Raw genomic sequence first — 12,619 nt, forward strand, 5'->3', positions numbered from 1 at the left:
GCAGATGCGCGTTTTTTGGGCGTCACCGCCGTGACCAGCCCCCGCAACCACGAAGACCCAACCACAGCCCCCCAATCCACACGCGCCCCAGGCGCTGTCGATCAACACGGATCGAGCCGGCGCGCGTCGCTTTAAAATTTATTTCCGACTACTTCACTCAACTATTGACGCACCGGTGATCCGCCTCTACCTCTCGCCTCGGAAAAAGCGAATGGAGACGCAAATGAATCGGACCCTTGCCATCGCCCTGATCACCACCGCGATCGCAGCGCCCGCGCTGGCTGATGTGAACATCTACTCTCACCGTCAGCCCGAGCTGATCCAGCCGGTGCTCGATGCCTTTACCGCGAAGACCGGGATCAACGTGAACACGGCCTATGTCGAGAAAGGCATGGTCGAGCGCCTGAAAGCCGAGGGCGATCGCTCTCCCGCCGATCTGGTGATGACCGTCGATATCGCGCGCCTCGAAGAGGTGGTGAATGCCGGCGTCACGCAAGCGGTCGACAGCGCGATCCTCACCGATGCGATCCCGGCCCCGTTCCGCGATGCGGGCAACCAGTGGTTCGGCCTGACCTCGCGGGCGCGGATCGTCTATGCCTCGAAGGATCGCGTCGCGGATGGCGAAGTGACCACCTATGAGGATCTTTCAAGCGAGAAATGGAAAGGCCGGATCTGCACCCGCTCCTTCACCTCGGATTACAACGTGGCCCTGACCTCGGCCCATCTCGCGCATCACGGGGCGGAGGCCACGAAGACCTGGCTCGAAGGACTCAAGGCGAACCTTGCCAAGAAGCCCGAGGGCAATGACCGCTCGCAGGTGAAGTCGATCTGGGCGGGCGAATGCGATATCTCGCTGGGCAACACCTATTACATGGGGCAGATGCTCGCCGATCCCGAACAGACCGAATGGGCCAATTCCGTCCGCATCGTCTTTCCCGTCTTCGAGGATGGCGGGACGCATATGAACGTCTCGGGCGTCGCGATGACCAAGGCGGCGCCGAACCGCGAGGACGCGCTGAAGCTGATGGAATTCCTCGTCTCGGACGAGGCCCAGCAGATCTACGCCCAGACCAACCACGAATTCCCGATCAAGCCGGGCGTCGCGCGCTCGGAACTGGTGCAGAGCTGGGGCGAGTTCACGCCAGACACGCTCACGCTCGACACGCTGGCCGAATTGCGCCCCGAGGCGCTGAAACTGATCGACGAGGTCGATTTCGACGGCTGAGCGGGCTTACTGCGCGGCTACGGCGAGGGCGGGATCGGCCCCGATCCGAACGCCCTCGATCGCGGCAAGCTCTACCAGATCGCGCTGGAAGCGGCGGCGCAACCGCGCCCCGGCCAGCGTATCGAACTCCGCGATCGGCGCGCCCTGCGGCTGCCGGTCGTGGAACTTCGCGAGTCGCTGCATCTGCTTGGGACCGATATGGATGCCGGAATGATGCAGCCGCTGCATCATCGCGATCACGCTGTCGGACTGGCGCACGGGCTGGATCGGCTCGGGCGCGACCGAGGCCCCCGGCACCAGCGCCGCGAGCGCTTCCTCGAAAAGGACGGGTGCGGGCAGCACGATGATCTCACGCGGATTGAGCGCGGCCTTGAGATCGCTCACCACCTCGACCCAGCCGCGCGCGCGCGCCAGAAGACGCGGCACCGCACCGTTGAAAGGCTTGAGCGCACGTTTCTCGGCCAGGTCGCGCCAGAGCATCGGGTAATAGGCGTCATAGCAGGGAAGATGCAGAACCACCCGGCCGATCGGCGCATTCACGATCTGGGCGAAACGCGCCGCACGTTCGCGGGTGCGCGCGAAGAAATGGAAGAGCCCCGAGGCGCTGTCCCCGATCAGGCGCGAATCGAGATGGATCTGCCCCAGCGGATGCGGACCAAGCACCGCCGCACCATATCCCGCAGCCGCGAGCGCCTTCTGGCCATGCGCAAGACTGCGCGCCATTTGCGCACCAAGCCCGCCAGATGCCGGGGCCGCGATGAAGATATGGTGCTGCCTGATCATGAAACACTCCGCCCTTGTCACTCTGGTCGACCGTCGAACTAGACAGCGAATGTGGCGAAATAGCGCCGGGTTGGGGAAAGCTTCGGGGCGACGCGGCGCGGCTGGACTTCGCCGACCGCCCGCGCCAGTCTGCGCGAACCCGCAGCGAGGAGATCCCAATGGCACGCAAGATCATCATCGACACCGATCCCGGCCAGGATGACGCGGTTGCGATCCTGCTCGCGCTGGCGAGCCCCGAGCTCGATGTGCTGGGCATCACCTGCGTCGCAGGCAACGTGCCGCTGGCGCTGACATCGAGGAATGCGCGCGTGGTCTGCGAACTGGCGGGCCGGACCGAGGTGCCGATCTTTGCGGGCTGCGACCGTCCGCTCGAGCGCAAGCTGGTCACCGCGGAATATGTGCATGGAAAGACTGGGCTCGACGGGATCGCCCTGCCCGAGCCCGAGATGGCGCTGCAAGAACGTCACGCGGTCGATTTCCTGATCGAGACGCTGCGTTCCGAGCCTGCGGGATCGGTCACGCTCTGCCCTCTGGGACCGCTGACCAATATCGCCACCGCCTTGCAGCGCGCCCCCGATATCGCGGCGCGAATCTCGGAGATCGTGCTGATGGGCGGGGCCTATTTCGAGGTCGGCAACACCACACCCGCGGCCGAGTTCAACATCCATGTCGACCCGCAGGCCGCCGAGATCGTGTTCCGATCCGGCGTGCCGCTCGTGGTGATGCCGCTCGACGTGACGCATAAGGCGCTGACCACCCGTGCCCGCGTCGAAGCCTTCCGCAATCTCGGCACGCCGGTCGGCCATGCGGTCGCGAGCTGGACCGATTTCTTCGAGCGTTTCGACATGGCGAAATACGGCTCGGAAGGCGCGCCGCTGCATGACCCCTGCGTGATCGCCTATCTGCTCAAGCCCGATCTCTTCACGGGGCGTCATATCAATGTCGAGATCGAGACCACATCCGAGCTGACGATGGGCATGACGGTCGCCGATTGGTGGCGGGTGACGGACCGTGCGCCCAATGCGATGTTCATGGGCGATGTGGATGCGGCCGGGTTCTATGCGCTCCTGACCGAACGGCTCGCGCGGCTTTGAGGTGTCGGAGGGGGCGCTGCCCCCGTCGCCGGAGGGCGACAAATACTGACGAAACAGGAGGCTAGGCCTCCATCGCCGGCGGGCGACAAAAACTGACGAAGCAGGGGGCGCTGCCCCCGCCGGCCTGCGGCCAGCCCCCCGAGATATTTGGATCAAGAAGAAGGGGATTGGATTGCGCACGAAGCGGCATAAATAAGGACGAAGGAGCTCCAATGACCATTTCCTTCGACAACAGCTATGCCCGCCTGCCCGAGCGGTTTTTCGAGCGTCAGAACCCCGTGCCGGTAAAGGCCCCGGAACTGGTCGTGCTCAACCGGGATCTGGCGGCGCGGCTGGGGCTGGATGGGGATTGGCTGGAAAGTCCCGACGGTATCGCGATGCTGGCCGGGAATGCGCTGCCCGAGGGGGCGGAGCCGATCGCGCAGGCCTATGCGGGGCATCAGTTCGGAGGCTTCGTGCCGCGGCTGGGCGACGGTCGCGCGGTGATGCTGGGCGAGGTCGTGGCCCCTGATGGCGCGCGGTTCGATCTCCAATTGAAAGGTGCGGGGCGGACGGAGTTCTCGCGCGGACGTTCGGACGGGCGCGCCTGGATCGGGCCGGTCTTGCGCGAATATGTGCTCAGCGAGGCGATGGCGGCACTCGGCGTGCCCACGACGCGGGCGCTGGCGGCGTTGCGCACCGGCGAGACGGTGGTGCGCGAGGCCAGCGGGCGGCCGGGCGCGATCCTCGTGCGGGTGGCCGCGAGCCATATCCGCGTCGGCACCTTCCAGTATTTCGCCGCGCGCGACGACCTGGAAGGATTGGAAACGCTTCTCAACACCCTGATCGAGCGCCATTATCCGGAATGCGAGACGCCGCTGGAGGTGCTGCAGGCGGTTGCGGCGCGTCAGGCCGAGCTGGTCGCGCACTGGATGGCTCTGGGCTTCATTCACGGAGTGATGAATACCGACAATATGGCGCTCTCGGGCGAGACCATCGACTATGGTCCTTGCGCCTTCATGGATCATTACCATCCGGGGCGGGTCTTTTCCTCGATCGACCAGTTCGGGCGATATGCCTATGCGCGCCAGCCGCAGATCGCGGTCTGGAACCTCGCGCAATTCGCCACCTGTCTGCTGCCCTTGATGGGAGAGCGCGAGGTCGCCGTGGAGGAGGCAAGCGCCGCGGTCGACAGTTTCATCGGGGTCTATCAGCGCGCGTGGCTGCGCCGGATGGGACGCAAGATCGGGATCGCGGAGGCCAGCGAAGAGGATCTGCCGCTGATCGAGGACCTGCTGGGCCGCATGGCGACCGAGAAGGCCGATTTCACACGTGTTTTCAGTGCCCTGCGGCGCGATCCTCAGACGGCGCGCGCCGAGTTCACCGAGCCCATGGCCTTCGATCTGTGGCGCGAAACCTGGGAGGCCCGTATCGCGCGTGAGGCTGACCCGGCAGGCGTGATGGCCACCGAAAACCCGCTGCGCATTCCGCGCAATCACCGGGTCGAGGAGATGATCGCGGCGGCGATGGAGGGCGATGACGCGCCCCTGCACCGGCTTCTCGAAGCCCTCTCCGAACCTTTCGCGGAAGATACGCGTTATGGCGAATACGAGGCTGCGCCGCGCCCCGAGCAAAGGGTCCAGCGCACCTTCTGCGGCACATGAGCTTCGCGAGTTAAGGCATTGAAAAAATGACGGTTCGGATCGCCTCCTACAATCTTCATAAATGCGTGGGCACTGACCGGCGGCATGATCCCGAACGCGTCGTCGCGGTGATCAACGCGCTGCAGGCCGACGTGATCGCCTTGCAGGAGGTCGACAAGCGGATGGGCGCACGGCCCGCCGCGCTGCCGCAGAAGCTGATCGAGGCCGAGACCGATTTCGTCCGCCATGATATGCCGCGCACCGGGCCGGACAGTCTGGGCTGGCACGGGCAGGTCGTTCTGGTGCGACGCGGCTCGAAGGTGCTCGATGTGGAGCCGATCACCCTGCCGGGACTCGAGCCGCGCGGGGCGCTGGCGGTCAATATCGTGCCCGACAGCGGCGCGCCCTTCCTGCTGGTGGCCGCGCATCTGGGGCTGCGCCGGATGGACCGGCGCGCACAATGGTCACGCATCGCCCGCGCGATGCAGGACGCGAACCCCCATCCCGCCCTAGCGATCGGCGATTTCAACGAATGGCGCGCCAAGCACGGATTCGAGGCGCTGACCGGGTTTCACATCCATGAGCCGGGCGCCACCTACCCCTCGCGCGCGCCGGTTGGGCGCCTCGACCGCATCGTCACGAGTCCCGGGTTGCGGGTGGTGCGCAAGGGCGTGCTCGACACGCCGGTGGCGCGCATTGCCTCGGATCACCTGCCGATCTGGGCCGATATCGGCGGGATCCGCCATCGTCCGCTATCGGAGTGAGCGCGCTTGCCCTGTCCCGCCCACACGGCTAGAGGGGTTTGACCATCCGGTCAGAGGGCGATCATGGACAATCTGCGCGAGAACTTTCACGGCTCCTTGCTGATGGTCGCTGCCATGGCGGGCTTTGCGCTGGAGGACATGTTCATCAAGGCGATGGGCGCGCGGCTGCCGGTGGGCGAGGTACTGGCGCTTCTGGGCGCGGGTGGCGCGCTGATCTTCGGCGCAATCGCGCTCTGGCGCGGCGATCGGCTGATTTCGCGCGACCTGCTCGCGGGGCCGGTGCTGTTGCGCAATGCGGGCGAGATCCTCGGCACTATCTGTTTCGTCTCGGCGGTGATCTTCACCCCTCTCGCCCAGGCCTCGGCGATATTGCAGGCCACACCGCTTGCCGTGACGCTCGGCGCGGCACTGTTTCTGGGCGAGACCGTCGGCTGGCGGCGCTGGTCGGCGATCCTGATCGGCTTTGCGGGCGTGTTGATCGTGATCCGGCCCGGCACGGAGGGCTTCTCCGTCCTCTCGCTTCTGGCCGTGGTCGCGGTGGTGGGGCTTGCGGTGCGCGATCTGGCGACGCGCCGCGTGCCGCGCGCGATCACCTCGATGCAGCTTGCGACCTACGGGTTCGGCGTTCTGGTGCCTGCGGGTGTCGCGATCGGCCTGGTCACGCCCGAGCCGGTGCTGATGCCGAGCCTGGCCGAATGGGGGATGATCGCGGGCGCGCTGATCGTGGGGCCTCTGGGCTATTACGCGCTGATCGCGGCAATGCGGATCGGCGAGGTCTCGGTGATCACGCCGTTTCGCTACACGCGCCTGATCTTCGCGATGGCGATCAGCTGGGCGGTCTTTTCCGAGCCGCCGGACCGCTGGACGCTGATCGGCGGCGCGGTGATCGTCGCGTCGGGGCTCTATACGCTATGGCGGCAAGCCAGGTTGCGTCGCTAACAGCCCTCTTTCGCGCATTTTTCACCGCCCGCGCTCTTTTCGCGCCTGCGGCACGGGTCTATAGAGTCGCCAAGCATTCACTGGAGCCCGAGGAGAGCGCCCATGAGCACCATCATCGACATTCACGCCCGTGAGATCCTGGACAGCCGCGGCAACCCGACCGTCGAGGTCGACGTGATCCTCGAAGACGGCACGATGGGCCGCGCCGCAGTGCCCTCTGGCGCCTCGACCGGCGCGCATGAAGCCGTGGAGCGCCGCGACGGCGACAAGGCGCGCTACATGGGCAAGGGCGTTCTGGAAGCCGTGATGGCGGTCAATGGCGAGATTGCCGAAGCCCTCGTGGGCGAGGACGCGACCGAGCAGGTCGAGATCGACCGCGCGATGATCGAACTCGACGGGACCGAAAACAAGGGCCGTCTGGGTGCGAACGCCATTCTCGGCGTGTCGCTGGCCTGCGCCAAGGCCGCCGCCGATTTCTCGGCCCTGCCGCTTTACCGCTATGTCGGCGGCACCTCGGCCCGCGTGCTGCCTGTCCCGATGATGAACATCATCAATGGCGGCGAACACGCCGACAACCCGATCGACATCCAGGAATTCATGATCATGCCGGTCTCGGCGGGCAATATCCGCGACGCGGTGCGCATGGGTTCGGAAGTCTTCCACACGCTCAAGAAAGAACTCTCGGCGGCGGGCCTGTCGACGGGGCTCGGCGATGAGGGCGGCTTCGCGCCCGAGCTGGCTTCGACCACGGCCGCTCTCGACCTGATCCTGAAGTCGATCGAGAAAGCGGGCTACAAGCCGGGCGAAGACATCTACCTCGCGCTCGATTGCGCCTCGACCGAATATTACAAGGGCGGCAAATACGAGATGAAGGGCGAAGGCCTGAGCCTGACCTCGAAAGAGAATGTCGACTATCTCGAAAAACTGCTGGGCGCCTATCCGATCATCTCGATCGAGGACGGCATGGCCGAGGATGACTGGGAAGGCTGGAAGCTGCTGACCGAGCGTCTCGGCGACAAGGTTCAGCTGGTGGGCGACGACCTCTTCGTCACCAACCCGGCGCGTCTGGCCGACGGCATCAAGCAGGGCGTGGCGAACTCGATGCTGGTGAAGGTCAACCAGATCGGCACCCTGACCGAGACGCTGCAAGCCGTGGATATGGCGCATCGCGCGCGCTACACCAACGTGATGAGCCACCGCTCGGGCGAGACCGAGGATGCGACCATCGCCGATCTGGCCGTCGCGACCAATTGCGGGCAGATCAAGACCGGCTCGCTCGCGCGCTCGGATCGTCTGGCGAAATACAACCAGCTGATCCGCATCGAGGAAAGCCTCGGCGAGACGGCGGAATATGCCGGGCGCTCGATCCTGAAGTAATCTCGCCCGACGTCGCTTTGCTTCGACTTGGTCGAAATATCCCCGCCGGAGGCACCCCGCCCCGGCGGGGTTTTCTTTTGCGCCCCGCCCGGAACAGCCGCGAAGCGGCCCGGGCAGCGCCCGACCGCCCCCTCGGTCGGGCCCCGCCCTCCGTCAGGGATGACGACGATGGCAGGCGCAGCGATTGCACCCGCGCGCGATCCGGGTCAGTCTCGGGCCATGATTGAGGCTCTTATCTTCGATGTGTTCGGCACCTGTGTCGACTGGCGCAGCGCCATTGCGCGCGAGGTGGCGGCCGTGCTGCCAGAGGTGGACGCGCTGGCTTTCGCCGATGCTTGGCGCGGAGAATACGACCCGGCCATGGCGCGCATTCGCGAGGGCGGGCGGGGCTATGTCGCGCTTGATGACCTGCACCGCGAAAACCTCCACCAGGTGGCCGCGCGCTTCGGGGTCGCGGCTCCCGACGACCTTTCCCACGCCTGGGAGCGGCTCGATCCCTGGCCCGACACCTTGGCGGGACTGAGTGCGTTGAAAAGCCAGGCGATCATCGCGCCCTGCTCGAACGGGTCGATCGCGCTGATGACCCGGCTTGCGCGTCATGCGGGGCTGCCCTGGGATTGCATCCTCGGTGCGGATCTGGCGCGCGATTACAAGCCCAAACCCGAGGTCTACCTGGCAAGTTGCGCCGCGCTGCGCCTGCCCCCCGAGGCAGTGATGATGGTGGCGGCCCATAACAGCGACCTGGCGGCGGCGCGCGCCTTGGGGCTGAAAACCGCGTTCATCCCGCGCGTCACCGAATACGGGCCCGACCAGCGTCGCGATCTCGGGCCGGAGGCCGATTGGGACGTGATCGCACCGGATTTTCTTGCACTGGCAAAGACGCTCGCGCATGGAGGCTGAGGCGATCATCGAAGCTCTCGGGCTTGAGCCGCATCCCGAGGGCGGGCATTACCGCCAGACATGGGCGGCCGAGGCCGCACCGGGGGAGCGTCCCGCGGGCACCTGTATCTATTTCCTGCTCAAGGCGGGCGAGAACAGCCATTGGCACCGGGTCGATGCAGCGGAAATCTGGCATTTCCACGCGGGCGCGCCGCTGACGCTAAGCGTCGCCAGCGCCGACACCGGGCTCAAGCAGGATCTGCTCCTTGGCCCCGATGTGCTGGCAGGCCAGCGCCCGCAAGCGATCGTGCCGGCGCATCATTGGCAATCGGCGCGTTCCTTGGGCGACTGGACGCTGGTCAGCTGCACCGTCTCGCCGGGATTTCGCTTCGAGGGGTTCGAGCTGGCCGCGCCCGGCTTCGACATCCCGCACTGAGGTGCCAACCCTGCAGCCGACCGTGTCCCGCTGCCGTTCAAATGTCGCGGGCCAGACGCTGCATGATGATCGAGGACATCTTGAACGCCAGCGGGCCGACGCCAAGCGACAGGATAAAGGCAACCGGCCAGGCGGTCAGGTAATGGTGCATCCAGATCGCCATCCATCCCTCGGGAAAGCCCAGTGGCATGACAGAGAAAAGAAAGGTCATCATGAAGGCCATCATGCAGGAGATGAGGAGCTGGGCGAGAAGGATCATGCGCTTTGCGCGCTGCGAGTCAGTCATGGGTATCGGCTCTCGGTCTGAAACGGGCTGCGCCCGGGTTGATCGTAAGCCGTGGGTTCGAAAATCGACTAGCTCCCGCGGGGATCGCGGTGACCGGGGTAACCAACCGGTCGCACGTTTCTCGGCCTGACCGGATTAGCCCGCCGACCTGCGCCGGTCAATCTTCCCTATGCCTGTCGGCGGTCATCTGCCCCCGGTGCGGAACCATGCCGCCAGACTGTCCAGCCAGCTGACCGGTGGCCACCAGAGTATGGCAAGCACGATCACGCCCCCCACCAGCCCAACGGCCAGCGCCAGTTCGCGGCGGTGGCAGAGCGTGCGCGCAGCCGCCGACCAGAGCAGGTTGCGGATCACCGGCCAGTGCAGCCAGATATGCCAGACCCCGGCCCCGATGAAGAGAAGCCCCATTGACAGGTGCAAAAGCTCCCATTGCGTGCGCCCGAGACCAAGCAGAGACCAGTCGAGTTCGCGGGCAAGACGGCCTGCGGGGGCGACGGTCACGGCCAGCCCCGAAACGACCATGACAAGGAAGCTGAGCCCTACGAGGAACACCGCCGCCGCGCGGGACGAGAACGGCGCCTGCTTGCGGGCGGCGGGGGTCGGGCAAGGGTCTTGATCGGAATGGGACATGACGCGGCTCCGAGAGATTTCGCGCCAGATTAGGCACATCCGGGGAAAGAAACCATGATCGCGGTCAAATCCGCCGCTTCCCGGTCAGACCACCCAGTCAGGCCACCCAGTCGGTCCGCTCAGTCGGGCTGCGAGATCTTACCCCCGCCGATCAGCGCCGCGACCCCGGTCGTCGAAGGCCCGGAGGTCGGCATCCCGCGCGCCACGCGCACCGCGAGATAGGCGAAAGCCTGCGCTTCGAGCATGTCCCCGTCGAGCCCGATATCCTCGACCGGCTGGACCGGGCAGTTGATCCGCGATTGAAGCGCCACCATCAGCGCCTGATTGAGCCGCCCGCCACCGGTTACGTAAATCGCGGCGGGGGGCGCGGGGTAATGCTCCCCCCCGCGCGCCACGGCGGCGGCGGCACAGGCCGTCAGCGTCGCGGCCGCATCGGCGTCATCGAGCGCGCTCACCAGCGTCAGAATGTCGTGGAAATCGTTTCGGTCGAGCGATTTGGGTGGCATACGCAGGAAGAACGGATGGCCGAGGAAGGTCTCGAGCACGCCCTCGTCCACCTGCCCCTGAAGCGCAAGCTCGCCCCCGGCGTCGAATTCTCCCTTCAGCCGCAACCGGATCAGGTCGTTGATCGGCGCATTCGCGGGGCCTGTATCGAAGGCCAGCACCGCGCCCGGCACCTCCGCGCTCGGCTGGCGGGGATCGATCCAGCTCACATTGCCGACGCCGCCGAGATTGAGAAACACCACCGGCGCCTCGAGCCCCGCATGCTTTGCGCAGGCGAAATGGAAAAACGGCGCAAGCGGCGCGCCCTGCCCGCCCATCTCGACATCCATCGAGCGGAAGTCCCACACCACCGGTTTGCCCAGAACCTCGGCCAGCACCGTGCCGTCGCCCGCCTGATGGGTGCGGCGCGGGCCTTGGCGCCCCTCGGGATCATGCGCGAGCGTCTGTCCGTGAAAGCCGATCAGACGCGCCTCGCCCAGCCCGCTGAGAAGCTCGGCATGGGCGGTCTCGACCACCTCGGCCGCCTCATCGACCCCGGCCTCGCCCGGCCAGCGGCCAAGCGCTGCGTGAAGGGCTGCGCGTTCGCTTTCTGTATAGGGGCGGTAATCGGAGCGGCCGAAATCGAGGATCCGCGCCCCATCGGTCAGCACGAGCGCCGCATCCACACCGTCCAGAGACGTGCCCGACATGGCACCTGCTGCCCAGACCGGCCCGGATTTCAACATGGCTTCCCTCTCGCCGCCTGTCCCGATATATGCACGTGCAGCGAAAAGGAACAAGCACGATGACCTACCATCCGAAATCAGACTTCATGCGCGTGATGATCGAGCGGGGCTTTCTGGCCGACTGCACCGATTATCAGGGGCTGGACGAGGCTTTGGTCAAAGGCACCGTGCCGGGCTATATCGGCTTCGACGCGACGGCGAAATCGCTGCACGTGGGCTCGCTGATCCAGATCATGATGCTGCGCTGGCTGCAAAAGACCGGCCACCAGCCGATCACGCTGATGGGCGGCGGCACGACGAAGGTGGGTGACCCCTCCTTCCGCGCCGACGAACGCCCGCTGCTGACGCCCGATCAGATCGACGACAATATAGCGGGCATCAAGCAGGTCTTCGCGAAATACCTCGATTACGAGGCCGAGACGCCGGCGCTGATGCTCAACAATGCCGAATGGCTCGACGGGCTGAACTACCTCGATTTCCTGCGCGATATCGGGCGGCATTTCTCGGTCAACCGGATGCTGTCGTTCGAGAGCGTGAAATCGCGTCTCGACCGCGAGCAGAGCCTCAGCTTCCTCGAATTCAACTACATGATCCTGCAGGCCTATGACTTCCTGGAGCTGAACCGCCGTTATGGCTGCCTCCTGCAGATGGGCGGCTCGGATCAGTGGGGCAATATCGTCAACGGGATTGATCTCACGCGCCGCGTTCTCGATCAGGAAATCTTCGGCCTGACCTCGCCGCTTCTGACCACCTCGGACGGCAAGAAGATGGGTAAATCGGCGAGCGGGGCGATCTGGCTCAACGAGGACATGCTGTCCTCCTACGAGTTCTGGCAGTTCTGGCGCAACACGACCGATGCCGATGTGGGCCGCTTCCTCAAGCTCTATACCGAGCTGCCCATCGAGGAATGCGACCGCCTCGGCGCGCTCGAGGGCTCGGAGATCAACGACGCCAAGATCATCCTCGCCAACGAGGTCACGGCGCTGTGCCACGGCCGCGCAGCGGCCGAGGCGGCCGAGGCCACCGCGCGCGAGGTCTTCGAGAAAGGTGGCGTGGGCGATGACCTGCCCACCCTGACCCTCGATGCGGGCGAACTCGGCGAGGGCATCTCGCTTGCGCAACTCGTCGTGCGCTCGGGGCTCGCGAAATCGGGCAAGGACGGCAAGCGCCTGATCGCGGAAGGCGGGCTCAAGGTCGATGACGAGACCTGCACCGATGCGGGCCGCATGTTCGCCGCCGCCGACCTGGCGAAACCGGTGAAGCTCTCCGCCGGCAAGAAACGCCACGCGCTGGTCGAGCTCGGCTGAGACCCGCGCCCAACCCGGGCGTCACATCCAAACACCTGCGCGCCGCCA

The 12,619-nt window shown here is 65.8% G+C and carries 13 protein-coding genes; 9 read left to right on the forward strand and 4 right to left on the reverse strand.

What is annotated here, in order from left to right:
* Positions 1-223: 223 nt before the first annotated feature.
* Positions 224-1,225 (forward strand): Fe(3+) ABC transporter substrate-binding protein, encoded by a 1,002-nt coding sequence (locus BMG00_RS02650; protein WP_078574232.1) that lies wholly within the window; start codon positions 224-226, stop codon positions 1,223-1,225.
* A gap of 6 nt (positions 1,226-1,231) precedes the next feature.
* Here the strand turns inward: BMG00_RS02650 and BMG00_RS02655 are convergent, their stop codons facing one another.
* Positions 1,232-2,008: a hypothetical protein gene (locus BMG00_RS02655; protein ID WP_078528349.1), complete on the reverse strand. Its 777-nt coding sequence runs from the start codon at positions 2,006-2,008 to the stop codon at positions 1,232-1,234.
* 158 nt (positions 2,009-2,166) lie between these two features.
* On the opposite strand from BMG00_RS02655, the gene BMG00_RS02660 reads away from it, so the two are divergent.
* The 7 genes from BMG00_RS02660 to BMG00_RS02690 all read left to right on the forward strand — a co-directional run bounded on the left by BMG00_RS02660 (position 2,167) and on the right by BMG00_RS02690 (position 9,119).
* Positions 2,167-3,102, forward strand: coding sequence for a nucleoside hydrolase (locus BMG00_RS02660; RefSeq protein ID WP_078573308.1), 936 nt, complete (start codon positions 2,167-2,169; stop codon positions 3,100-3,102).
* Between the two features lie 212 nt (positions 3,103-3,314).
* Positions 3,315-4,745: a protein adenylyltransferase SelO gene (locus BMG00_RS02665; RefSeq protein WP_078573309.1), complete on the forward strand. Its 1,431-nt coding sequence runs from the start codon at positions 3,315-3,317 to the stop codon at positions 4,743-4,745.
* A gap of 26 nt (positions 4,746-4,771) precedes the next feature.
* Positions 4,772-5,488 carry an endonuclease/exonuclease/phosphatase family protein gene (locus BMG00_RS02670; protein ID WP_078528358.1) on the forward strand — a complete coding sequence of 239 codons (717 nt, stop codon included), beginning with the start codon at positions 4,772-4,774 and terminating at the stop codon, positions 5,486-5,488.
* Between the two features lie 63 nt (positions 5,489-5,551).
* Complete coding sequence (locus BMG00_RS02675) at positions 5,552-6,427, forward strand: DMT family transporter (protein ID WP_078573310.1); 876 nt, start codon at positions 5,552-5,554, stop codon at positions 6,425-6,427.
* A gap of 102 nt (positions 6,428-6,529) precedes the next feature.
* Positions 6,530-7,804 (forward strand): phosphopyruvate hydratase, encoded by a 1,275-nt coding sequence (eno, locus tag BMG00_RS02680; RefSeq protein WP_078528364.1) that lies wholly within the window; start codon positions 6,530-6,532, stop codon positions 7,802-7,804.
* 168 nt (positions 7,805-7,972) lie between these two features.
* Positions 7,973-8,704 carry a haloacid dehalogenase type II gene (locus tag BMG00_RS02685; RefSeq protein WP_078573311.1) on the forward strand — a complete coding sequence of 244 codons (732 nt, stop codon included), beginning with the start codon at positions 7,973-7,975 and terminating at the stop codon, positions 8,702-8,704.
* The gene (locus tag BMG00_RS02690; RefSeq protein ID WP_078573312.1) at positions 8,694-9,119 is read left to right on the forward strand and encodes a cupin domain-containing protein; all 426 of its coding nucleotides are present in this window, start codon (positions 8,694-8,696) and stop codon (positions 9,117-9,119) included. Before BMG00_RS02685 ends, BMG00_RS02690 begins: the two co-directional genes overlap by 11 nt.
* Before the next feature lie 37 nt (positions 9,120-9,156).
* Here BMG00_RS02690 and BMG00_RS02695 read toward each other — a convergent pair whose 3' ends face one another.
* The 3 genes from BMG00_RS02695 to BMG00_RS02705 all read right to left on the reverse strand — a co-directional run bounded on the left by BMG00_RS02695 (position 9,157) and on the right by BMG00_RS02705 (position 11,264).
* Entirely contained in the window at positions 9,157-9,405 is a 249-nt protein-coding gene (locus tag BMG00_RS02695; protein WP_078528374.1) for a DUF2798 domain-containing protein, read from the reverse strand.
* Between the two features lie 183 nt (positions 9,406-9,588).
* Positions 9,589-10,035: a DUF4405 domain-containing protein gene (locus BMG00_RS02700; protein ID WP_078573313.1), complete on the reverse strand. Its 447-nt coding sequence runs from the start codon at positions 10,033-10,035 to the stop codon at positions 9,589-9,591.
* Between the two features lie 119 nt (positions 10,036-10,154).
* Complete coding sequence (locus BMG00_RS02705; RefSeq protein ID WP_078528380.1) at positions 10,155-11,264, reverse strand: anhydro-N-acetylmuramic acid kinase; 1,110 nt, start codon at positions 11,262-11,264, stop codon at positions 10,155-10,157.
* 59 nt (positions 11,265-11,323) lie between these two features.
* Between BMG00_RS02705 and tyrS the strand changes: the two genes are divergently transcribed.
* Positions 11,324-12,571, forward strand: coding sequence for a tyrosine--tRNA ligase (gene tyrS, locus BMG00_RS02710; RefSeq protein WP_078528383.1), 1,248 nt, complete (start codon positions 11,324-11,326; stop codon positions 12,569-12,571).
* Positions 12,572-12,619 lie beyond the last annotated feature (48 nt).

The organism is Thioclava marina, assembly GCF_002020135.1.
Classification (GTDB): domain Bacteria; phylum Pseudomonadota; class Alphaproteobacteria; order Rhodobacterales; family Rhodobacteraceae; genus Thioclava; species Thioclava marina.

Coding starts and splice junctions, on each gene's coding strand:
- BMG00_RS02650 (WP_078574232.1), top strand. CDS start 224: ATGAATCGGACCCTTGCCATCGCCCTGATCACCACCGCGATCGCAGCG.
- BMG00_RS02655 (WP_078528349.1), bottom strand. CDS start 2,008: ATGATCAGGCAGCACCATATCTTCATCGCGGCCCCGGCATCTGGCGGG.
- BMG00_RS02660 (WP_078573308.1), top strand. CDS start 2,167: ATGGCACGCAAGATCATCATCGACACCGATCCCGGCCAGGATGACGCG.
- BMG00_RS02665 (WP_078573309.1), top strand. CDS start 3,315: ATGACCATTTCCTTCGACAACAGCTATGCCCGCCTGCCCGAGCGGTTT.
- BMG00_RS02670 (WP_078528358.1), top strand. CDS start 4,772: ATGACGGTTCGGATCGCCTCCTACAATCTTCATAAATGCGTGGGCACT.
- BMG00_RS02675 (WP_078573310.1), top strand. CDS start 5,552: ATGGACAATCTGCGCGAGAACTTTCACGGCTCCTTGCTGATGGTCGCT.
- eno (WP_078528364.1), top strand. CDS start 6,530: ATGAGCACCATCATCGACATTCACGCCCGTGAGATCCTGGACAGCCGC.
- BMG00_RS02685 (WP_078573311.1), top strand. CDS start 7,973: ATGGCAGGCGCAGCGATTGCACCCGCGCGCGATCCGGGTCAGTCTCGG.
- BMG00_RS02690 (WP_078573312.1), top strand. CDS start 8,694: ATGGAGGCTGAGGCGATCATCGAAGCTCTCGGGCTTGAGCCGCATCCC.
- BMG00_RS02695 (WP_078528374.1), bottom strand. CDS start 9,405: ATGACTGACTCGCAGCGCGCAAAGCGCATGATCCTTCTCGCCCAGCTC.
- BMG00_RS02700 (WP_078573313.1), bottom strand. CDS start 10,035: ATGTCCCATTCCGATCAAGACCCTTGCCCGACCCCCGCCGCCCGCAAG.
- BMG00_RS02705 (WP_078528380.1), bottom strand. CDS start 11,264: ATGTTGAAATCCGGGCCGGTCTGGGCAGCAGGTGCCATGTCGGGCACG.
- tyrS (WP_078528383.1), top strand. CDS start 11,324: ATGACCTACCATCCGAAATCAGACTTCATGCGCGTGATGATCGAGCGG.